Genomic DNA, 21,294 nt, shown 5'->3' on the forward strand with positions numbered 1-21,294 from the left:
CGGGACGACGCTCCGGGCGGATAAGGAGTTCTGGGCGTGACCAGGTTCTGGGCGTATCTCACAGGCAGAGCCAGAGCCGTATTGCGGCGACGGTGACGGTGCCGTGGAAGACGTAGGCGCGCTTGTCGTAGCGGGTGGCGACGGCCCGGGAGTTCTTGAGCCGGTTGATCGTGCGCTCGACCTCGTTGCGGCGTTTGTAGATCTTGCTGTCGAAACCGGTGGGCCGGCCGCCCTCGCTTCCGCGTCTTGTGCGGTTGGCGCGCTGGTCCTTCGGTTCGGCGATGGTGTGCTTGATCTGGCGTCTTCGCAAGTAGTGGCGGTTGCGGCGTGAGCTGTACGCCTTATCGCCGCCGATGTGGTCGGGCCGGGTGCGCGGCCGTCCGCCCCCCGGTCGGGGAACGGCGATGCGTTCGAGGACCTCGATCATCTGCGGGGCGTCGCCCCACTGGCCAGGCGTGACCAGGAAGGCCATGGGCCGGCATCCGCCTTCACCAGCGAGATGGATCTTGCAGGTCAGACCGCCCCGGGACCGTCCGAGTCCTTCGTCGGGGCGGTGGTGCCGGGGCGTTGTCCTTTTTCGGGATGCGTGGCTTCCGCTTGCGGGCCCCGGCCGCATGCTGATGGGCACGGCAGGACGTCGAATCGACGCTGACCATGCTCCAGTCGATCCGGCCCGCAAGGTCGGCGTCCGCCTGGACGGCACGCAGGATCCGGTCCCACGTGCCGTCCGCGGACCAACGCCGGTGCCGCTCGTAGACGGTCTTCCAGCTGCCGAAACGCTCCGGAAGGTCCCGCCACGGTATGCCCGTTCGCACCCGGAACAGGATCCCGTTGATCACTCTGCGGTGATCGCTCCACCGGCCGCCACGCTGCCCGGACGCCGGCAAGTACAGCACCAACCGGCCCCACTCGGCATTCGTCAGATCGCCCCGCCCCATGCCGGGATCAACGAACCAGCAATCCGACAGTCACATGATCCGCCGGACACCCCCTAGGTGGCGGGCTCGGTGGCGGTTCCCGTTTCCTGGCCGCCCCGTCAGGCCGTCCTTCCCGCCTGGGCGAACTCCGCGGCGAAGGTCGCGCAGAACGCCTTCAGATCCCCCGGCTTCCGGCTGGTGATCAGCGTGTTGTGGCCCGCGGTGCACACCTTGACCGGCTCGTCCACCCAGGTGCCTCCGGCATTGCGGATATCGGTCCGGAGGCTGGGCCAAGAAGTGAGCGTGCGCCCCCGCACCACGTCGGCCTCGATCAGCGTCCACGGCGCGTGGCAGATGGCCGCCACCGGCCTGCCCCGCTCGAAGAAGCCCCTGACGAAAGCGACGGCGTCTTTGTTCATGCGCAGGGCATCGGGATTGGCGACGCCGCCGGGCAGAACCAGGCCGCCGTAGTCCGTCACTTCCGCCACGTCGACCGTACGGTCCACGGGGAAGGTATCGGCCTTGTCCAAGTGGTGGAACGCCTGAATCCGTCCGCTCTTGGTGGACACCAGCTGTGGAACATCACCCGAGTCCAGGACCGCTTGCCAGGGTTCGGTCAGTTCGATCTGCTCCACACCTTCGGGCGCTACCAGAAAGGCGATCTGCATAGGGTGTCGTTCCTTTCTCCTGTGGTGTCGCGTCCGAGCCGGGTGGATACGGCTGTCCACCAAGGGGGACGCGGTGGCGGGCTGCGGGCGCCCCCAGACCGATTCCCGCCGGGCCGAACCGCTCATGCCCGTTCCTCCCCGATTAGGCCGGATGCGCCCCGGGGTAACCGAACGGCTCACCGGCACCGCGGCGCCGGCGGGACCGCCCCTTCGCCCCGGATGCCCGGAGGGGGGCGGAGTACCAGTACGCGGGCGACACCCTCGTCGAGACGAGCCTCTCCCAGGTCCGTCACGTCGCCTGGCGGGGCACGAACGGGACGGGCCGGCGGTGGTTTCCCTTCGGACCTTCCGGGATAAATGATCATTTGCTGGCTCATGTCGATCTGCCCGGGCGGGCGTCTCTCCAGCAGCGCGAACCGCACTGGGACGCGGGAGGAAGTGCCCAGGTGAGCGACAGGTATGGCCGCCCTGCCCAGCGGCCCAACAGGCGTGGCCCGCGGCCCGGCCGGCCGCGGCACGTGGTCCTGGGCAGCCGGCGGGCGGGTGCGGTGGGCCGGCCCCGATCGCTGTCCGCCGTACCCGGCGCCCGGGCGCGCGCAGTCGGCGCTTCGGTCCCGTCCGGGCTGCGGGTGGCCGCCGCCTTTGCTTGGCGGGTGCTGGTCGTCGGGGCAGTGGTCTACGCGGCGTTCACGGTGCTGGGGCGCTTCCAGCTCGTCGCCGTCGCGGTGTTCGTCGCCCTGGTGATCACCTCGGTGCTGCGGCCGCTGACCGATCTGATGAGCCGTCGACTGCCTCGGGCGGTGGCGGTAGTGGTATCCGTGCTGGGCAGCATCCTGGTGGTGTCGGCCCTGCTGGCCCTGGTGGGCGACGCGGTGGCCGGGGAATGGCGCCCGCTCGCGAAGGAGCTCGGCGGGGGCATCAGCCGGATGAAGCAATGGCTGGAAGGCTCCCCGTTCCACATCAGCCACAGTGCGCTGGCAGACCTGCAGGGAAAGATCGCCTCGTTCCTGGCCTCGCACCGCGCCACCCTGATCAGCGGCGCGCTGAGCGGGGCCGGCCGGGCCATCGAGCTGGTCACCGGGGGCGCGCTGGCTCTCTTCTGCTCGGTGTTCTTCGTCTACTCAGGCGAACAACTGTGGCTATGGACCTGCGCACAGCTGCCGAAGACCGCCCGTTCCCGGTGGCGCGGCGCCGGCCAGGCCGCGTGGCACACCTTCGCCGGATACACCCGCGGCATCATCATCGTGGCCGGCACCAACGCCCTGCTCGTCGGACTCGCGCTGTTCCTGCTGCGGGTGCCGCTGGCCCTGCCGCTGGCCCTGCTCGAATTCTTCGCCGCCTTCATCCCGCTGATCGGCTCGCCCATTGCGCTGGCGGTGGCCACCATGGTGGCTCTGGCAGGTCGCGGCCCGTTCATCGCCCTGGTCGTACTGTCGCTCATCGTCGTCATCGGCCAGCTCGAAGGCCATGTGTTGCACCCGCTCGTACTGAGCTGGGCGGTGCGGCTCCATCCGGTGGTCGTCGCCATCTGCGTCATCGCCGGCAGCATCGTCGCCGGGGTCATCGGCGCTGTCGTGGCGGTCCCCATGGTCTCGGTCGCCTGGTCCGTGATCCGGGCCCTCCGCGGTCCGGACGACGGTTCACCGGCCTGACGCCGTTCGTGTCCGGGCGTCAGGAGCGAAGGCGAAAAGCTCTGGTCCGAGATCGAACGTGTCGTATAGGCTGCGGCGATTTTTGAAGACTTCATGCTCAAGGGCGGGGGATGTACGGAATGCGCAAGGCATCGCAGGCCGTGATGGGGGCGGTGGTCGCGATGAGCGTGCTCAGCGGCTGCTCGTTCGGCTGGGGCGAGGACGAGGGCGGCAAGAAGAAGGTCGCCGAGAAGAAGCTGGGCGACAAGGGCACGGCATGCGAACTGCCGGTGCACTTCACCCTCGCGACGTCCTGGAAGGCCGAGGCCATCACGCGGGCGACGGTGGAGCAGATGGGCCCGCTCGGCCATCAGGGGTCGCTCACCCCGGCCTGCGAGCTCGACGCCAAGCCCGCCGGGCACATCGGTTTCCTCACCGTGTGGTCCGGCACCAAGGGCGCCGCCGCGCCCGGTGGCACTTCCCGCGCCCTGATGAAGGAGTTCGTCGCCGCTGAGCACTTCGCGAGCCACGTCGCGTTCCGCAAGGCCGAGGCCGGTGGCCTGTCCGCCACCGAGGCCGACTACACCGTCACCGACCTGGCGGCCGGCGAGGTCAGGCCCGAACGCGCGCTGGCGGTGATGACCAAGCGCGGTGGCGTGGTCCTCCACCTCGGAGGGCTCGACGCGGACGAGCACAAGGCGATGCTCCCGGCGTTCGACCTGGCCAAGAAGTCCCTCGGCCTGACCGGCTGACCCCCTGGCCTCCTGGCCTCCTGGCCTCCTGGACGAGAGTGCTGCACCACACGACGCCTCGTCACCCAGCTAGGGCAACGTTCGCCCTCTCGGGCGGAGAGCTATCCTCTGGCCGGTCAACCGCGTTCTGTCAGTCGGAGGTTTGAGGCCCTGATGAATGTGTCGTCTCGTGACTCGATGTTGGAGCTGCTCTCAGCGGACGGCCCGGATCCGGACCACGTCGAGGCCATGATGCTCTACGGCCGTCTGGTCGGAACGTGGAACATCAGCAACCGGTACCGGTACCCCGATGGGCAGTGGCGTGCCGCTGCGGGCGAGTGGCGTTTCGGCTGGGCCTTGGGTGGGCGAGTGGTGCAGGATGTGCTCTTTTGCCCGGAGTTCCATGGCCGGTTCCCCGGCACCACCGTCCGCATGTACGACGTCACGACCGGGCTGTGGCAGATTACGTGGATCTCACCGAAGCTTCCTTCGTACTTCTCTCAGGTCGGTCGGCCTGACGGTGACGGTGGAATGATCCAGGAGGGAACCGACTCCGACGGCAGGCGCTCGCGGTGGACGTTCACCGACGTCACGCCGACCTCTTTCCACTGGCAGGGGTTCAGTGCCACCCCCGATGGCGAGTTCGAGTTGTTCCAGGAGATGCGCGCGACGCGCGAGCAGTGAGGCATCCGTAGCGCGGTGGTGTGCTCCCGGCAGGCTCCGCGATATCGATGACGACGAGGCACGGCGCCTGCTGCGGATCATCCTCAGAGGTACCTCGCTACTCGATCGAGGTAGTCGACAGGGCGAACGGTGTCTGATGCGGCACTAGGTAGGACTCCCTCATGCCGGACTTCGAGGGCTCCGGCGGGACCAGCCTGTTCTACACCGACTGGGGGCAGGGCAGGCCGGTGGTGTTCGTGACCGGTGCCTGGCTCGGGAGCAGCTCATGGGAGTTCCAGATGCTCCCGCTGTCCGAACGGGGCCTGCGGTGCGTGGCCTTCGACAAGCGGGGGCACGGCCGCTCGGACTCGCGTTGATCACCCGGTAAGCGTCTGTTGATTGCCTTCGCGCATTCTTCGGCAGTCGGTACAACGGGGGCGAGACGAGGAACATAAGTGCTGGATACACGTGTCACGGTGTCAGTGCACGCCGCCGACCCGCTCAGTCGGGCCGGGGTCGTCAGTCACTTACAGCACCAGCCCACCGTCGAGATCGTCCAGGATCAGGGCGGCGCGGCGGCCGGGCGGGCGGAACAGGCGGTACGGGGGCCGGAGAAGCAAGGCGGCGGGAAGGCGGTCGGGAGCGTCGCGATCATGCCCATCGACCAGTTCGACGAGATCGCCGCGGCCGAGCTGAGACGACTCGTACGGGGTGGTGAGCAGCGGGTGGTGCTGATCGCCCGGGATCTGCGCGAGCCGGACCTGATGGCGGTGGTGGAGTACGGCCGTGCGGGCCATCCTCTGGCGTCATCAGACCACCCCGCAGCGGCTGTTGCGGGCGGTGCAGAGCGCGGCGCGCGGTGAGGGAGACCTCCCGCCGGACCTGATCAGCAGGCTGCTCACACAGGTGGGGCAGTTGCAGCGGTCGATGGAGGCGTCCACCCCCGCCGGGCTCGTACCGACGCTCGGTATGGCGCCGCGCGAGGTCGATGTGCTGCGGCTGGTCGCCGAGGGGATGGACACCCGGCAGATCTCCCAGAAGCTCGCCTACTCCGAACGCACCGTCAAGAACATTCTGCATGCCCTGATGACGCGACTGCAGTTGCACAACCGCGCGCACGCCGTCGCGTACGCGCTGCGAGAGGGATACATCTGATGGGGCAATTGAGGGGGGCGGCAGCCGACCCGCAAACGGGTGCGGGCGCAAAGACAGGCAGCGATGCGAGAGCCGATGGCGAAGCAGCGGTGACGGAGTGGGTGGAAGAAGTTCAGGCAGTGGCGGGCCATCGGGCGGGAGTACGGGCGTGATGCACGAGGTCGATGAGGCGATGCGGTCCGTGCTGCGCGGCGGAGTGCTGCCGGACGGCGCCGGGGACGTCGCGTTCGAGGCGCCGACCCGCGACTGGGCGGCGCGGCGCAACGCGCCCACGCTCAATGCGTATCTGTACGACATCCGCGAGGAGGTGGCACGCCGTGAGCGCGGCGCGATAGCGGAACGCGGCGCCGATGGCGTGGTCGTGCGCAGACGTCAGCCGCCGCGCTGGTTCCGGCTGTCGTACCTGGTCACGGCGTGGACCACCCGTCCGGAGGACGAGCACCGGCTGCTCTCCGCCGCGCTGGGGTGCCTGCTCTCGCACGAGATCCTGCCGGCGGCCGCGCTGCCGAACGCGCTCCGCGCGCTGGAGGTGAGCATCCCGCTCACGGTTGCGGTGCCGCCCGCCGAATCCCGCTCGATCGCCGATATCTGGTCGGCGCTGGGCGGCGAGCTCAAGCCGTCCCTGGACGTGGTGATCACCGTGCCCTTCCCGGTCTCGCCCGCGTACGAGGTGGCGCCGCCGGTCACGGAGGGCGCGGTCGCGGTCGTCCGCGGCATCGATGGCGTCCCCGGCGACTCCGAGCCCCGGATGCTCCGGTCCGCTCCAGGTGCCCCGCCGTCCGCAAGGGGCAGCGAGGAGGAGCGGTGAGCGGCAGTGCGGTGACCGAGAGTTCCAGTGGTGCGCTGATCGGCCGGCTGGCGGCGCTGCGGGAGCGGGTGGCCGGACTGGTCGAGCGGCGCAGCGCCGACGATCCGACGGCTGCCGACCCGCTGCGCGGGCTGTATGTGACCCCGGATACGGCCAGAAGGCTGGCCGCGCGGTCGCCGTCGGAGGGCGTGGGCGAGGCGCATGGACGCGGGGCCTACGTGGACGGACTGGAGGGTGACGGCTCGGGCCCCTGGGACCCATCGGATCGGGCGGTCGCGCTGGCCGAGCGGTTCGGGTTGTCGGGCCTGGACACACAGGTCCTCCTGGCCGCGCTCGCGCCGGATGTGGACCGGAGCTTCGAGCCGCTCTACGGCTACCTCAACGACGATGTCGGGCGTCGCCGTGCCACGGTCTCTCTGGCGCTGGACCTCGCGGGCACCGGCCCGTACGAGCCCGCGGCCCGCGCCCGCTTCCACCCTTCGGCGCCGCTGCGCTCCGGTGGGCTGCTCGTCGTCGAGGACGAGGACCGGCCGCTGCCGGGACGGGCGCTGCGGGTGCCGGAACGGGTGGTGGCCCATCTGCTGGGGGACGACGGCCTGGATCCCGAACTCAGCGGCGGTGACGTGGAGTTGCTGGAAGCGGGGCAGCCATCCGCGGGCCATACGGGCGGCGAGGGCCGCACCGGGGCCCAGGCATTCGCCGGGCGGCTCGCCGTGCTCGCGAGCGAGCGGCCGCTCGCCGTATATCTGCGGGAGCACCGGCCCGGTACCGCCGCCGAAGCGGTGACCGACGGGCTGCGGCGCGCCGGTCTGCCCGTGCTGCGGTATCGCCCGGATGGCGAGCGCGGTGACGGTACGGGCCCGGCGGGTGCGCTGTTGCGGGAGGCACGGCTGCGGCGGGCCGCGGTCGTCGTGGGGCCGCTGCCGGAGCGGCCCGGCGCGCTCGTCAGGTCGCTGGCGCGCGGGGACGTGCCGGTGGTCTGCTTCGGAAGCGAGCCGTACGACCCGGGCTGGGCCCCGGATTCGGGGCTGTTCGCGCTGGACGCGCCGGACGACGGGGCGGCGGCGGGCGAGGTCTGGAGCCACGAACTCGGCTCCGTGGACGCTCGCTTCGACCTCGCCGAGGCCATTGCGCCGTACCGGCTGGGCGCCGCTCAGATCCACCGGGCGGCCCGTGCGGCCACCGCCCTCGCCGCCTTCGACGGGACGCCGGTGACCGCGGCCCATATCCAGCACAGCGCGCGTCAGCAGTCCGCGCCGCTGCTGGACCGGCACGCCCGGCGGGTACGGCCGGCCGTCGGCTTCGACGGTCTGGTCCTGCCGCCCGAACCGCTGGCGCTGCTGCACGAACTGGTGCAGCGGGCGCGGCATCGGGAGAAGGTGCTGGGCGAGTGGCGGCTGCGCACCGGCGGTGGGCGCGGCAGGGGCGTGGTGGCCCTGTTCGCCGGGGAGTCCGGTACCGGAAAGACACTGTCCGCCGAGGCCGTGGCCGGCGAACTCGGGCTGGATCTCTATGTGGTGGAGCTGTCGGCGGTGGTCGACAAGTACATCGGGGAGACGGAGAAGAACCTGGAGCGGATCTTCTCCGAGGCCGACCGCACGGACGCGGTGCTGCTCTTCGACGAGGCCGACGCCGTCTTCGGCAAACGCTCCGAGGTCAAGAGCTCGCACGACCGGTACGCGAACCTGGAGAGCGCGTATCTGCTCCAGCGGCTGGAGGCGTTCGACGGGATCGCCGTACTGACCACCAATCTGCGCGCCAACATCGACGACGCCTTCACCCGGCGGTTGGACCTGGTGGTCGACTTCCCGTTCCCGGACGCCGGGCAGCGGACCGCCTTGTGGCGTTCCTGCCTCGCCGCCACGCCTTGCGCGAAGGACCTCGACCTCGATGGCTGCGCCGACGAGTTCGAGCTGTCCGGCGGCGCGATCCGCTCGGCCGCGGTGACCGCCGGCTATCTCGCGGCGGGCCGCGGCGGGCCGGTGACGGCGGCGGACGTACGGGCCGGGGCGCGGCGCGAGTACCGCAAGATGGGGCGGCTGGTGCCGGACGCGTCGCCGTTGTGGGACTGAAGCTCCTGATGTGTCCGGGGCCGATCGAATCTCCTCGACCGGCCCCGGTCGGCCTCACGGCCCTTCGGCGATCTTCCAGTCCTGCGCGTCGTTGGGCCCCTCGGAGCACTGCCAGGACAGCGCGCCCTTGTCGTTCTGCGTGTCGGTCAGGCATTCCTGGTTGCGCATGTTCACGATGCGGGTGCGGCCGTTGCCCGCGTCCACCAGCCGCCACTTCTGCTGTGGCGGCAGCTGGCCCGACTTGAGCTGTCCGGGGTCGGCCTTCCAGAGCTCGACCTCGTTGGTGTTCTCCTTCAGCTGGGCCACGCTGCCCGGGGCGCTGCCCGACTCCAGGGAAACCGTGTTGTCCTCGGGGTAGTGGTGGATGATCCACCACTGGTTGCGGCCGAACTGGTCATCCGTCCACTTGGCGCTCTGGCCGATCTGCGTACCGTCCACCTGGCTGCCCCCGTTGGCCTGGAGGTACCAGCCACCGTTGGCGTTGGACCGGATGGTCTGCGCCTTCGGGCCCTCCTCCTTGGGGGGATCCGGTTGAGGCTCCGCGGGCTTCTTCTCCTCCTCCGGGGCCTTGGACGGCGGTGGCGGCGGTGGCGAGGGCGGCTTCGGCTGGTTGTCCGGGAGTTTGCGGGCCACGCCGGCCTTCTCCCGTGCGCTCGTGGTCACATTGGGCTCTGCCTTGAACCACAGCGCCACGAAGGCCAGCACCGCCACGAGCAGCAGTGAGCACACCGCCATCGCCCAGCGCGGCAGCACGGACGGCTGGAGGTAGGTGCCGCGCAGCTCGGTCGGCTCCGGGGCTCCGGCTCGCAGTACGGAGACGGTGAAGGGGTGCTTGTTCGTTCCGCCGACCCAACTCACCGTTCCGGGCCGGATGGTGAGCTGGGTGAAGCCCGCGCGGCCCGGCGCGACCTGGACCGATGTCGGCTCGGGCTCGACGGTGAGGGCGTCGCCGTTCTCACGGCCGGAGAGGGAGACCGTCAGCGGCTGGTTGCCGAGGTTGTCGACGGCGACCGCCGCCTTGGCGCGCCAGCGGCCGCGTACGGCCAAGGGCACCAGCTCACAGCGGAGTTCGGTGAACGGCCCCACCGTGAGCTGCCCCTCGACCACATCGCGGATCTCGGGGTGCTCGGCCGGCTCGACACGTATACCGAAGGGCGTGGGGCCGGCTACGGCGTCCGACGTGCGCGGGGGCGCGAATTCCACCTCCGCCGTGCCCTCGGCCCCGGGATACAGCCGCAGCACGTTCGGCTCCACCCGTGCCCAGCCCGCCGCGGCGCCTACCGGTTGCAGCCGGTACTCCTCGACGGTGTCGCCCGTGTTGCGTACCCGCAGCCTTACCCTCGCGACGGAACCGGGGTCGACGGTGATCGCGGCCGGTTCCAGTGAAGTCCACATGCTCACCGGGGCAGTCAACCGCCGGCGCCGGGCCCCGGTCAGCGTGCGCAAGGGCAGAGCCGGGGGCAGAGCCTGATGTCCTTACGGCTCCATAAGGCTCCTGACGGCCCCGTGGGCCCGCACGAGCGGCCGGCGCGGCGGCACGGGCCTCCGGGCGGCGGCGCGGGGGACGGGATCCACCGTCACGGCGGCCCGGTCCGGAGCGGGGGCGGATCCGGGAACGGCGCCTGCGCGACGTTCCGCAGCGGCCCGGCCTGCTCCGTCGCATCGGCGCGGGCCGCCGTGCCGGCAGGAGGTGCAGGGCGCGTGCCGCGGCCTCGCCGTCGCCGTGCCGCCGGGCGCTGTCCACGGCGCGGTGCACGAGTGGTTCGAGGTCGCGGTGGCGCGTGGTGCCGCCGAGCGCGTACGACCACGCGGTGAGGAGATCCACAGCGGACCCCAGCAGCCCGGGCGCCGCGTCCAGGGCCCGTTCCACGGCCGCGTACAGCCGCGGGTGCGCGAGGTGCAGCCACTCCCGCGCGGTGTCGACATCGGCGGGCGTCCGGCCCTGGGAGTCCGGGCGGCCCGGCTGATCGGGCCGGGCGCCGTGCGGTCCGATCAGCCGCACCACGCTCTGGACGGTGGCCAGCAGACGGTCGAGGAAACGATGCTGCGCCGCCTCCCGCTCCCCCGGGCTGTCCTGCCGCTCGCCCAGCCGCCGAGCGAAGAGGCCGACCAGATCGTGATACCGGTAGTGGTCGTCGCCGTGCAGCTCCACGAGTCCGGCGTCGACCAGCGCCTCGACCGCCGCCTCCGCCTCGTCCTCGGTGGTGTCCAGCACCGCGGCCGCGGTGCTGCGGCAGAAGGTCGGCAGGCCGCACAGGGCGAGGGCCCGGAAGGCGTGGGCGAGGTCGGGCCGCAGTGCTTCGTAGTCGGCCCGGAAGGCCGCCTCCACTCCCAGGTCACCCACCCGCAGCTCATCGAGCCGCCGCTCATCGGTCAGCCGGGCCACGAGGTCGGCCAGCGCCCGGCCCGGCCGGGAGGCCAGGCGGGCGGCCGCGATGCGCACGGCGAGCGGCAATCCACCGCAGGCGGCGACCAGTTCGCGCGCGGCATCCGGCTCGGCGGCCATCCGCTCCGCCCCCACGACCGCGCCGAGCAGCCCCAGTGCGTCCTCCTCGGCCATCATCTCCACGTCGACTCGGTGGGCGCCGGGCAGCGCGAGGGTCCGCCCCCGGGTGGTGACCAGCACCGCGCACCCCGGTGCCCCGGGCAGCAGCGGCCGCACCTGGGCGCTGTCGCGGGCGTTGTCGAGCAGTACGAGGATCCCGCGGTCGGCGATCAGCGAGCGGTACAGGGCGGCCTTCTGCTCCACCCCGTCCGGTACGGCGCTCTCCGCGACGCCGAGGGCACGCAGGAACTGGGCCAGCACGGCGCCGCTGTCGACCGGAGCCGGGCCGGTGCCCTTGAGGTCCACATACAGCTGTCCGTCGGGGAAATGGGCCCGTACGGACTGCGCGACATGTACAGCCAGCGCCGTCTTGCCGACCCCGCCGAGCCCGTTGAGCGTGGCCATCACCGGTGCCCGTCCGCCGGCCGCCCCGCGCAGCGCCGCGGCCAGGTGCGCGACGGTCTCGGCGCGCCCCACGAAGTCGGCGAGGTCGCGCGGGAGCTGAGCCGGTACGGGCCGTGACGCGCCGAGGCCCGAGGTGTCCCGGGCACGGCGGGGCGGGCGAGGCCAGGGGTTACGGCCGTCGCGGCCCTCACCCGCACGGTCGCGGTCCGGGGCACGGCCGGGGCGGATGCGGTCACCGGCTTGGCCGACACCGGTCCGGGACCCTGGGCCGGAAGCCGGCCGCCGGGCCCCCGAACCGGCCCGCAACTGCCCATACAGGGCGCGGAGTTCCCCGCCCGGCTCGATGCCGAGTTCGGCGTCGAGGGTGCGGCGGGTGGTCGCGTACACCTCAAGGGCCTCCGCCTGGCGGCCCGCGCGGTGCAGGGCCAGCATCAGCAGGGCCTGTGCCCGTTCGCGCAGCGGATGTTCGGCGGCGAAGGCGCGCAGTCCGGCGATCGCGTCGGAGATCGGGCCGGGGTGCCCGCCCGATCTCAGTGCGCAGTCGTAGAGCTCCTCCCGAGCGGTGACGCACAGTTCGGTGAGCCGGTCGCGCTGCCGCTGTGCGTACGGTCCGGGCAGCCCGGCCAGTGCCACACCCTCCGGGAGCGCGAGCGCACTCCTCAGCTGCTCGTACGCGCCCGCACTGTCGCCTTCCTCGCGCAACCGGCGCGCCCTGATCAGCCGTTCCTCGAAGCCGGCGGCGTCCAGTGCCGCGGCGGGCACCCGTAGGGCGTAGCCGCTGCCGCAGGACACCAGCAGCCGGGCGTGCTGCCGCGGCTTGCGTTCCGGCTCCAGGAGGCCGCGCAGCCGAGAGGCGTACGTCCGCAGGGTGCCCACCGCTCGCCGCGGCGGCCGCTCGCCCCACAGCGCGTCCACCAACTGCGGTACGGACACGGGACGGCCGGCGTGCAGAAGCAGCACCCCCAGCATGGCGCGCTGCTGTGGCGGGCCGAGGTCCAGCGGACGGTCCCCCCGCCAGGCACGCACCGGACCGAGCACCTGAAACCGCAGCCGGTCGCCCCCGTCAAGGCCGCTCGGCTCCTGCGCGCCCTCAAGCTCGTCCGGTCCGTCCGCGTCGCCGCGCACTGTCCGCCCGCTCCCCCGCCCCTGTCGATCTGCCACGCCGTCCCTTCGGACCTGCGTCGATACCCCAGCTCTATCGAACGTAACTCAGCGCACCGATACCGATTCCCCGAAAACGTCCAATAGTGGGCCAACGCCGGATCCTGCCGATTTCTCCGGCCATCAGGGCTTCTCACCCGTTCACGCGGGCGCTGAGCCGGTGCTCGCAGACGCGCACCGGTGTTCGGCGGGGCAACCGTCCTGCCCGTTCGGCTCCCCTTCCGCCTCTGGATGCGCTCCCCGTTGCGGCCGAAAATCGGCGGTGGGGCCGCCCAGGACGGACCACGGACCAACGAACCACCGGCCGCCAGAACGGAGCCATGGTGCACGCACACGAACGGCAGGCCGGAGGAGGGGAATCGGCGCCACGGACCGCGCCCCGCGATCCCGAACGCCCCCGCACCCCCGCCTCGGGCCTGTCCACGCACCGGTCGGAGGCGCTGCGCACCCTCCAGCGGACAGCGGGCAACGCCGCGGTCGCCCGCGCGCTGGCCCCGGCGCCGGAGCACGCCAAGGACCCGCGGCCCCTTCAGCGGTACGCGGAGGGAGCGGCCGCCCACGGCTTCGACAAGGTCTCCACACACGGCGGTGTCGCCCTCCGGGGCCGCTACGAGGCGTACGCCGACGCCGACCTGATCACCACCGCCGCGCACCGCCTCGACGCCCAGGAGCAGGTGCCGATCACCCTGGAACGCGGGGCCGCGGTGCAGGTCGGTGAGCGCACCCTGTACCGGGTGCTGCCGGTGTACAAGGACGCGGCCAGGGCGGCGGCCGCCGTACGCGCCGCCGGCCGGAGCCCGGAGGGGGCCGGTCACGAGCCCCTGCGCGGGGACAGTGCGGCACAGCGCGGCGACAAGCGTGCCGCCTATCTGCGGTCCCTGACCGACCCGCCGGAGGTCCGGCAGCTCGTCGCGCTCACCGGGCGCATCGTCACAGCGCTCCAGGCGCGGGCCGAACCACGGAGCTCCGCGGTCGACGGCCTGCGGTCCGAAGCCATGAAGCTGGCGATGGCCACGATGGGCGGTGGCTGGATCGCCGCACGGTTCCCCTACCCCGAACGCCCCGGCCGGGAGGGACTGACCGACCTCGCCGCCATCATGCCGGGCCTGACCGCCGACTTCCTCGCCGGGCTCCCCGCCGTCGAGAACCAGGAGGCGCAGGTGCAGGAGCTGCTGATCACGCTCCCCAATGACTGCAAGGCAGCGGCCGCCCAGCTCATCGGCACCCCGCCGGACGGTGGCCTCAGCGTGCGACGTGACGCACCCGCGGTCGGTGAGAACCACTTCGTCGATCTGACCGGGGCGGCTGCGGACGGCTGGGCGAACCACTTTGCCGCCGTCATCCTGCGCGACGGTCCCGACAGCCTCACGTACGAGGCGGCCGCCGACCGCGGTAGCGCGCTTCAGAACGGCAAGTCCCTCGGCTACTTCGCGCTGTACGGCCGGGCCGGGACCGACCAGTCCTTCGACACGGCCATCCGGGCCCAGAACCTGGCCTACGCGGAGCGCTCGGCGTCGGCGACGTGACCGAACGGGCAGCGCGCGCTGCCCCCGGCGGGGCCCGTTCGTCTCTACTGCCCGGTCCGCCCGTCCGCCAAGGTCGAAAGCGTAGGGAGCAGCAACAGCAGTGGTGACGGGGGAGGAACATCGTGCGGGCACAGGACCGGCAGTCCGGCTCGTCCGGCGCGGGGAGCGGCCGCTCGGGGGCGGCGCACACCGGCCGTACGGCGTCCTCCCCTGCTTCCGATGCCGCCCGCCAGGCCGCGGCCGGCGAGGCGGAGCGCCTCACCCCCGAGGCGGCCGCGCTCCTCCAACGGTCCGTGGGCAACGCCGCGTTCTCCGCCGCCCTCGCCGGCGGTGAGCAGCACCGGCACGGCGCCGGCTGCGGACACACCGCGCCCCCCACCGTGCAGCGCTCGCCCGTCCAAGATGTCCTGCGCACACCGGGCCGCCCACTCGACGAGCCGGTCCGTACCGACATGGAGACCCGCCTCGGCGCGGACTTCTCCGATGTGCGCGTGCACACCGACCACTCCGCGCATGAATCGGCCGAGTCCGTCAACGCCCATGCGTACACGTCCGGTTCGCATATCGTCTTCCAGCGCGGCCGCTACGACACCTCCTCCGCGGCGGGCCGCCATATGCTCGCGCACGAACTGACCCACGTCATCCAGCAGCGCAACGGCCCGGTCGCGGGCACGGACCGCGGCGACGGGACGAAGGTGAGCCATCCGTCCGACCGGTTCGAGAGGGAGGCGGAGGCGACCGCTCGCCAGGCCGTGTCGGGACCGCCCGTGCAACGGCGGGGCGACTCGGAGCGGCGGGGCACCCAGCCGTCGGCCGGCCCGGCTGTTCAGCGCATGGCCCCGTCGACAGCGTCGGCGGGGCCCACCGCGGCGCCCACGTTCAAACTCGGCCAGAGCAGTACGCGCTCCCCCGGCATCGCCATCAGCGAGTGCAACGAAGAGGGTCAACTTGAGCGGGTCATGCAGCACCTGGAAGCCCTGCACGACGGCGGCCTCCACGATTGCACCGTTGAACTCAACGGCCATACCAGAGAAGACGCGCTGGCGATCGCCACGAACCGCCTGAATGTTCTGACCAACCGGCCGACGAACAGCTTCAATGTGCGGCACCGCGCGGCCGACGTCCGTGGCGGTGTGGTCTTCACGGACAATCACGACATCCAGAAATTGGCGGCACGGCATGGCCTGCGTGCCTGGGGAATGGATGTGCGGGCCCAGCTTTTCCCGGCACGGCCCCACGCCCAGGCGCAGGAGGAGCCGTTCCTGGCCGACCTCCGGCAGATGTTCCGGGATGAGGGCTGGGGCCAACTCTTCGCGGACGAGAATCTCACCTATTACGGTCCGCCCGCGCCGATGCGGGGGCCACGCCCCCATCCGGCGGCCCCCTCGGGAAGGCCCCTGCCGCCTCCCCCGGCCACACCGGTCATCGAATCCCGCGTCGCCATGACAGGCCCCTGCATCAAGGGGTCGCGCACACCTTCGCAGTCGGCCGCCATGGGTGGCCATTCGGCACTCAACTACGCGAAGGCGGTGGGAGTCCCCGGTGCCGACACGACCACCTGGGAGTGGCTGCACCTGGTCGGCAGCGCGCTCGGCGGAGCCAACCGACTGGGAAACCTGGTCGCCGGTACGTACGACTCGAACACCCAGATGACCATGATGGAGAACCGGATAGCGAAGTACTGCGAAGCCAACGTGACCGCTGACAACCCAGCCGAGCTGGTGGCGCGGGCGGAGCTGTACCAGGGAAACAGCGGATACACCTGGGTCGCACAGAGCATCAGGCTTGTGTTGACTCACGGGTCGACGCCGGTCATGGAGGGGGAATTCGGAGCCACCATCTCCAGCGTGGTGGACCGGATGGAGTACGACTACTACGACTACCTCTTCGGCATTCAGTCCGGCACCGAACAGAACTATTCGGACCGCCTTTTCTCATCAAGGTGACGTCCCCGCACGTCTCAGTTCTCTGCGCAACCAGCGGATCAACCTCCACATCAGGAAGAGAGCACGTCCATGCCCACCTATCTCTCCCCCGGCGTCTATGTCGAGGAAGTCGCCAGTGGATCGCGGCCCATCGAAGGGGTCGGGACGTCGGTGGCGGCCTTTGTGGGGCTCGCTCCCACCGGTCCGCTCAACGAGCCGACGCTGGTGACGAACTGGTCCCAGTACGTGGCCGCCTTCGGGGAGTTCACGGAGGGGTACTACCTCGCGCACTCCGTGTACGGGTTCTTCAACAACGGGGGCACGGCCGCGTATGTCGTGCGGGTCGGCGGTTCCGGCGATGCGGAGTCCCGGGCCGCCGTGGCCACTGAGGCGCCGAGGGCGCTGACGGCCGGGGAGCCGACCGCGCTCGGGGCCTTCAAGGTCTCGGCGATCGCGGCCGGCTCCGCCAACGGCGGGGCGCTCACCGTCGAGGTGCAGGACGTCGAGGGCGAGGGCAACGCCGACCGGTTCAAGCTGGTCGTCAGGGACGGCGACAGGGTTGTCGAGAGCTTCGACGTCAGCGCGAAGAAGAGCTCGCGGAACTATGTCGTGGCGCAGGTGAAGCAGCGCTCCAAGGCGATAGCCATCGAGGAGGCCGTCCCGGCCGGGCAGGTGGCGAAGCCGGACGCGCAGACCGTCACGCTGGCCCCGCCCGCTCCGGCGCCCGCGGCCTCCAACGGGAACGGCCCCGTCGAGCGGCTCGCCTCCGGCCAGTTCGTCGGCGACTCCGCCGACCGCACCGGCTTCGGCGGGCTGGAGGCGCTCGACGAGGTCAACATGGTGGCCGTACCCGATCTGATGGCCGCCTACCAGCAGGGACTGATCGACCTGGAACAGGTCAAGGCCGTCCAGCTGGGCCTGATCGCGCACTGCGAGCTGATGGGCGACCGGATGGCGGTCCTGGACCCGCCGCCGGCGCTCAACGCCCGCGACATCCGCAAGTGGCGCCAGGAGATCGCGGGCTACGACTCCCGCTACGCCGCGCTCTACTACCCGTGGATCAAGGCATTCGACCCGGCCACGGGTCAGACCCGCACCATTCCGCCGTCCGGACACATGGCCGGTGTGTGGGCCCGTAACGACACCGAACGCGGTGTCCACAAGGCCCCGGCCAATGAGATCGTCCGCGGGGCGGTCGACTTGGAGCTGCAGATCACCCGCGGCGAGCAGGATCTGCTCAACCCGATCGGCGTGAACTGCATCCGGGCCTTCCCCGGACGCGGAATCCGGGTGTGGGGCGCGCGGACCATGGCCTCCGATCCGGCCTGGCGCTACCTGAACGTACGGCGCTACTTCAACTACCTGGAGGAGTCGATTCTCATCGGCACCCAGTGGGTGGTGTTCGAGCCGAACGACCAGGCGCTGTGGGCCAGGATCCGACGCAACATCTCGGCGTTCCTGGTGAACGAGTGGCGCTCCGGCGCATTGTTCGGGCAGCGGCCCGAGGACGCGTTCTACGTGAAGTGTGACGCGGAGACCAACCCCGTCGAGTCCGTCGACGTGGGACGGGTCGTATGCGAAATCGGTATCGCGCCCGTCAAGCCCGCCGAATTCGTGGTCTTCCGGCTGGCCCAGTTCTCGGGCGGCGGCGGGGAGTTGGAGGAGTAGCCGGCAGTCGCATTTCCGGGCCCATCGCCTCCCGGCCTTTCCGGCCGCTCCCCCATCCTACATTCCTCTTCCTCGTCACCATTCTTCTCACAGGAGTGAACCACCTTGTCTCTTCAGCCCGGTGATGCCCTCACCTCACACAATTTCGGCCTGCAGATCGACGGCGTGATGGTCGAATACCTCCAGGAGGTCAGCGGTCTGACCATGGAGCAGGACGTCATCGAGTACCAGCAGGTCTCGGCGGACGGAAAGCCCGTCGTGAAGAAGATGCCCGGCACGAAGAAGGCCGGCGAATGCACGGTCACCCGCGGTATGACGCAGAGCGGTGCGTTCAGCGAGTGGATCAACAAGTCCATTGCGGGCGATATGGGTTCGGCCCGCAAGAACGCCACGATCATGATGATGGACTACCAGAACAACCCGGTGAAGCGTTACAACATGCGCAATGCCTGGTGCAGCAAGGTCGAGACCAGCGGGGTCAAGGCAGGCGACGCCGCCGCACTGACCGAGCAGGTCACCATCGTCTTCGAAGAGCTGGTCATCGAGTAATGCGACGCGACGGTCCGGCGGGGGCGCAGCAGCAACGCGAGCCACTGCGTACGGAATTCGAGTTCGAGTTGCCGCGCGGATTCGTGGACGAGTCCGGGACGGTGCACCGAAACGGCGCGATGCGGCTCGCGACGGCCCGCGACGAACTGATCCCGCTGCGGGATGTGCGTGTGCGCGAGAACCCGGCGTATCTGTCGGTCGTGCTGCTGGGCCGGGTCATCACACGGCTCGGGACGCTCGCATCCGTGCACGACGGGACGGTGGAGAACATGTTCGCCTCCGATCTGGCCTTTCTGCAGGACTTCTATCGGCAGATCAACGCGGAGGGACACACGCGCGCCGCGGTGTCCTGCCCGCACTGCGAGGAGCCCTTCGAAGTGGAACTGGCCGGGAGCCGCCTGGGGGAATCGTGACGTACGCGACCGGGCGTATCGAGGAGGAAGTCGCCTATCTCGCCTACCACTTCCACTGGGGCGTCGACGACATCCTCGACCTCGAACACGCCGACCGGCGCGCGTACGTGTCACAGATCGCCGCCCTGGTGGAGCGGGCTGAACGGGAGCAGTGACTGAGGATGGGGTTGTTCAGGTGGCGGCGGGGGTCGCGCAATGCCCAGGGCACGCAGCGTGCCGACGCGTCTGAGGTCGGCGCGACTGCGGCTGCCTCTCCTGGGAGCGCGGACGGTGGGGGCGGGGGCGGTTGGGCCGCCGTGCCCCCCATCCAGCGGGTCCTGGGAGCGCCGCGCACCGTCGCGGAGGCCGGCTTCGCCGCGTCGCTGAGCGCACACCGCAGCCCCTCCTTCGGAGGGGAACTGGGGCATGACATCCTTGCCACGGCACCCGGTGGTGTGCTGCGCGATGCGCTGGTGCCCCTCGCCGGCCGCCCCGTCGACCTCGGGCTACCGGTCCTGCGGCTTCCCGTCGTGGGACGGGTGGAAGAGCCGGCGGTCGAGAGCGCGGGCGCGCGGTCGGCCTCCGCATTCGGTGCCGCGCGGCAGGTGAGCGCGGGTGCGAGTCCGGGTGCGGTGGGAGCCGCACGTACCAAGAACCGGGAGGGGGCGCGCACGGAGACCCGGGGTGCGGCGCGTACCGAGAACCGGGAGGGGGCGCGTACCGAGAACCGGAGTGCGGCTCCTGCCGAGGCCCGAGCCGCCGCACGGAATGACACCCGAGGTGCGGCCTCGGTACAGCGGGCGGCGGCACCTGGTGCGACGCGTACCCCGACGACTGCCTTGGGCGCTCCTCTTCAGCCCGCTGACGGTGCGCGTGCGGGCGGCGCGGTCGTGCCCGATGCCGAGGACGCGCCCAGTCCCTCAGCCCTGCCCGTAGCCAGGCCGGTGCGGAAGGCCGTCGGCGCGCGCTCCCCGCTCACCTCGGCCGGCAGGGTCGCTATACCGCCGCGTCAGCTGCGGACAGCGGCCTCATCGCGTGCGCGGAGCAGCGACACCGCACCCTCCCCCGCGGACACACCTGTGCAACGCACGGAAGCATCAGCGTCGTCCACGGCCACGGCGGATCCGGCAGCGACGGATACGGCAGCGGCGTCCCCTGACTCCCGTACCCCTTTGATCCCTTCAACCCCTTTAACACCTTCACTCCCTTCACTCCCTGCTATCCCCACTGGCATCCCTGGCCCTCCTGTCTCTCCTCCCTCACCACCCCGCACTCCTGCCGCCGAAACGGCGAGCGAGAGGTCGGCACCGGCCCCAGCCTCTGCCGCCGCTGCCGCTGCCGCTGCCGCTGCCGCTGTACGGCCTGACCTCCCCCAGCGGGTCGTACAGCGGCGGGCGGCCGGCCCGCGCCAGCCGATCGCCCCGCAACAGAACAGCGCGCCGGAGGCCGCCCCGAGCACGGACGCGGCAGCTGGTGCCGACCCGGCGCCGAGTGCTGACGCGACTCCGCCGGCTCCCGGCACGGCAACGAGCGCGAGCCCTGCCGCGAGCGACGGCGACCGAACGCGTCGGCCGGTCCAGCGAGCAGCTGCACGAGCTACCGACCGGCCCGTGCGGCGGACCACAGGAACGGGTGGAACAGGCAGAGCAGCCGGAAAGGGTGGAACGGGTGGGCAGCGTCTGGGACTTGGTGCTCCGCTGTCGCCCGGTGCGGGCGCCGCACACCCGCTCAAGGACGTTGCGGCCGACGCACAGCCGGTCCGGCCTTCGACTGACGACGTCCGTACGCCGAGCCCCGTGCGGCCCTCGCCACCTGCGGTCCAACGGAAGCCGCTGATCGGCGCACCTACCGAGTCCACCGCGATCCGTAGCCAGGATGCTGCGCCGGCACATACCCCCATAGCGATACCGACACCGACGCCAACGCCAACACCGACACCAACACCGACGCCGACTCCGACGCCGACTCCGGGACCGGTCCCGGTCCCGGTCCCGGTCCCGGTCACAGCCCCATCAGAGAGCCACACGCCGACACCCCGCACAGCGGAAGCTCACACGGGGGAATCCCCTACGCCGCCGACCCGAGTGCTGACGTCCAGCGCCGCCTTCCCTCCGCCCGTCGCTCCCCGCGCCGCCCGCCGAGCGCCGCTCGCGTCGGCACGTGCGCTGGCCCCGGGCGCCCGGCAGCGGCCCGCCGGGCAGCAGGGGCCGGAGCCCGTCGGCCCGACAGCGGTGCAGCGCTCAAGCGTGCAGGCCGACGGCCCCGCACCCGCCGTACCTCTCCGCCCAGTGGCGAGCACGGCCGGCACCACGAGCACGGCCGGCGCTGGGAGCACGGCCGGCACCACGAGCGTGGCCGACGCTGCGAACACGGCCGGCACGTCGGGGCCGGTGGCCCGGCGAGCGGGGAGCGTGCCGGCCGTCGCCCTGCACAAGCCCGGCTCGGCTCCGGCACGGACACCGAACCCCTCGCGCACTC

The 21,294-nt window shown here is 71.3% G+C and carries 16 protein-coding genes and 1 pseudogene; 13 read left to right on the top strand and 4 right to left on the bottom strand.

Features of this window, described 5'->3' with window-relative positions; translation table 11 throughout:
* Positions 1 to 58 precede the first annotated feature (58 nt).
* Together ACZ4NB_RS08325 and ACZ4NB_RS08330 are read right to left on the bottom strand one after the other, a co-directional pair.
* A protein-coding gene (locus tag ACZ4NB_RS08325; RefSeq protein WP_467659319.1) for an IS5 family transposase occupies positions 59 to 938 on the bottom strand; the annotation gives its coding sequence in 2 pieces (ribosomal slippage) (positions 59 to 578 and positions 577 to 938; 882 coding nt in all).
* A 98-nt stretch (positions 939 to 1,036) separates the two neighbouring features.
* Complete coding sequence (locus ACZ4NB_RS08330) at positions 1,037 to 1,585, bottom strand: type 1 glutamine amidotransferase domain-containing protein (protein WP_467659320.1); 549 nt, start codon at positions 1,583 to 1,585, stop codon at positions 1,037 to 1,039.
* A 446-nt stretch (positions 1,586 to 2,031) separates the two neighbouring features.
* Between ACZ4NB_RS08330 and ACZ4NB_RS08335 the strand changes: the two genes are divergently transcribed.
* From ACZ4NB_RS08335 to ACZ4NB_RS08365, 7 genes and pseudogenes are all read left to right on the top strand, one after another.
* The gene (locus tag ACZ4NB_RS08335; protein ID WP_467659322.1) at positions 2,032 to 3,237 is read left to right on the top strand and encodes an AI-2E family transporter; all 1,206 of its coding nucleotides are present in this window, start codon (positions 2,032 to 2,034) and stop codon (positions 3,235 to 3,237) included.
* 119 nt (positions 3,238 to 3,356) lie between these two features.
* Positions 3,357 to 3,968, top strand: a complete 612-nt coding sequence (locus ACZ4NB_RS08340) for a lipoprotein (RefSeq protein WP_467659324.1) — start codon at positions 3,357 to 3,359, stop codon at positions 3,966 to 3,968.
* A gap of 177 nt (positions 3,969 to 4,145) precedes the next feature.
* A complete protein-coding gene (locus tag ACZ4NB_RS08345; RefSeq protein ID WP_467659326.1) occupies positions 4,146 to 4,631 on the top strand; it encodes a hypothetical protein in 486 nt (161 codons plus the stop codon).
* Positions 4,632 to 4,792: 161 nt separating this feature from the next.
* On the top strand, positions 4,793 to 4,987 hold the full coding sequence (locus ACZ4NB_RS08350) for an alpha/beta fold hydrolase (protein WP_467659328.1): 195 nt from the start codon (positions 4,793 to 4,795) through the stop codon (positions 4,985 to 4,987).
* Positions 4,988 to 5,065: 78 nt separating this feature from the next.
* A pseudogene (locus ACZ4NB_RS08355) lies at positions 5,066 to 5,765 on the top strand (response regulator transcription factor).
* A gap of 148 nt (positions 5,766 to 5,913) precedes the next feature.
* Positions 5,914 to 6,573: a Pvc16 family protein gene (locus ACZ4NB_RS08360; protein ID WP_467659330.1), complete on the top strand. Its 660-nt coding sequence runs from the start codon at positions 5,914 to 5,916 to the stop codon at positions 6,571 to 6,573.
* Positions 6,570 to 8,645 (top strand): ATP-binding protein, encoded by a 2,076-nt coding sequence (locus ACZ4NB_RS08365; RefSeq protein WP_467659332.1) that lies wholly within the window; start codon positions 6,570 to 6,572, stop codon positions 8,643 to 8,645. Before ACZ4NB_RS08360 ends, ACZ4NB_RS08365 begins: the two co-directional genes overlap by 4 nt.
* Positions 8,646 to 8,699: 54 nt before the next feature.
* Here ACZ4NB_RS08365 and ACZ4NB_RS08370 read toward each other — a convergent pair whose 3' ends face one another.
* Together ACZ4NB_RS08370 and ACZ4NB_RS08375 are read right to left on the bottom strand one after the other, a co-directional pair.
* Entirely contained in the window at positions 8,700 to 9,752 is a 1,053-nt protein-coding gene (locus ACZ4NB_RS08370; RefSeq protein ID WP_467659334.1) for an RICIN domain-containing protein, read from the bottom strand.
* Positions 9,703 to 12,720: an AfsR/SARP family transcriptional regulator gene (locus ACZ4NB_RS08375; protein WP_467659336.1), complete on the bottom strand. Its 3,018-nt coding sequence runs from the start codon at positions 12,718 to 12,720 to the stop codon at positions 9,703 to 9,705. Before ACZ4NB_RS08375 ends, ACZ4NB_RS08370 begins: the two co-directional genes overlap by 50 nt.
* Before the next feature lie 356 nt (positions 12,721 to 13,076).
* On the opposite strand from ACZ4NB_RS08375, the gene ACZ4NB_RS08380 reads away from it, so the two are divergent.
* The 6 genes from ACZ4NB_RS08380 (at position 13,077) to ACZ4NB_RS08405 (ending at position 18,992) form a co-directional block, all read left to right on the top strand.
* Positions 13,077 to 14,282, top strand: coding sequence for a hypothetical protein (locus ACZ4NB_RS08380; RefSeq protein ID WP_467659338.1), 1,206 nt, complete (start codon positions 13,077 to 13,079; stop codon positions 14,280 to 14,282).
* A 293-nt stretch (positions 14,283 to 14,575) separates the two neighbouring features.
* Complete coding sequence (locus tag ACZ4NB_RS08385; protein WP_467659340.1) at positions 14,576 to 16,228, top strand: eCIS core domain-containing protein; 1,653 nt, start codon at positions 14,576 to 14,578, stop codon at positions 16,226 to 16,228.
* A gap of 69 nt (positions 16,229 to 16,297) precedes the next feature.
* On the top strand, positions 16,298 to 17,875 hold the full coding sequence (locus ACZ4NB_RS08390) for a phage tail sheath family protein (RefSeq protein WP_467659342.1): 1,578 nt from the start codon (positions 16,298 to 16,300) through the stop codon (positions 17,873 to 17,875).
* 105 nt (positions 17,876 to 17,980) lie between these two features.
* A complete protein-coding gene (locus ACZ4NB_RS08395) occupies positions 17,981 to 18,424 on the top strand; it encodes a phage tail protein (RefSeq protein WP_018087540.1) in 444 nt (147 codons plus the stop codon).
* Positions 18,424 to 18,837 (top strand): hypothetical protein, encoded by a 414-nt coding sequence (locus tag ACZ4NB_RS08400; protein ID WP_109888413.1) that lies wholly within the window; start codon positions 18,424 to 18,426, stop codon positions 18,835 to 18,837. Before ACZ4NB_RS08395 ends, ACZ4NB_RS08400 begins: the two co-directional genes overlap by 1 nt.
* Positions 18,834 to 18,992: a DUF6760 family protein gene (locus ACZ4NB_RS08405; protein WP_018087542.1), complete on the top strand. Its 159-nt coding sequence runs from the start codon at positions 18,834 to 18,836 to the stop codon at positions 18,990 to 18,992. Before ACZ4NB_RS08400 ends, ACZ4NB_RS08405 begins: the two co-directional genes overlap by 4 nt.
* Positions 18,993 to 21,294: the final 2,302 nt, after the last annotated feature.

The organism is Streptomyces sp. NPDC026575 (genome assembly GCF_055567415.1).

What these genes read in the sequence shown, in the direction of transcription:
- ACZ4NB_RS08350 (WP_467659328.1), top strand. Translation starts at nt 4,793, where the DNA reads ATGCCGGACTTCGAGGGCTCCGGCGGGACCAGCCTGTTCTACACCGAC.
- ACZ4NB_RS08380 (WP_467659338.1), top strand. Translation starts at nt 13,077, where the DNA reads ATGGTGCACGCACACGAACGGCAGGCCGGAGGAGGGGAATCGGCGCCA.
- ACZ4NB_RS08330 (WP_467659320.1), bottom strand. Translation starts at nt 1,585, where the DNA reads ATGCAGATCGCCTTTCTGGTAGCGCCCGAAGGTGTGGAGCAGATCGAA.
- ACZ4NB_RS08390 (WP_467659342.1), top strand. Translation starts at nt 16,298, where the DNA reads ATGCCCACCTATCTCTCCCCCGGCGTCTATGTCGAGGAAGTCGCCAGT.
- ACZ4NB_RS08345 (WP_467659326.1), top strand. Translation starts at nt 4,146, where the DNA reads ATGTTGGAGCTGCTCTCAGCGGACGGCCCGGATCCGGACCACGTCGAG.
- ACZ4NB_RS08340 (WP_467659324.1), top strand. Translation starts at nt 3,357, where the DNA reads ATGCGCAAGGCATCGCAGGCCGTGATGGGGGCGGTGGTCGCGATGAGC.
- ACZ4NB_RS08400 (WP_109888413.1), top strand. Translation starts at nt 18,424, where the DNA reads ATGCGACGCGACGGTCCGGCGGGGGCGCAGCAGCAACGCGAGCCACTG.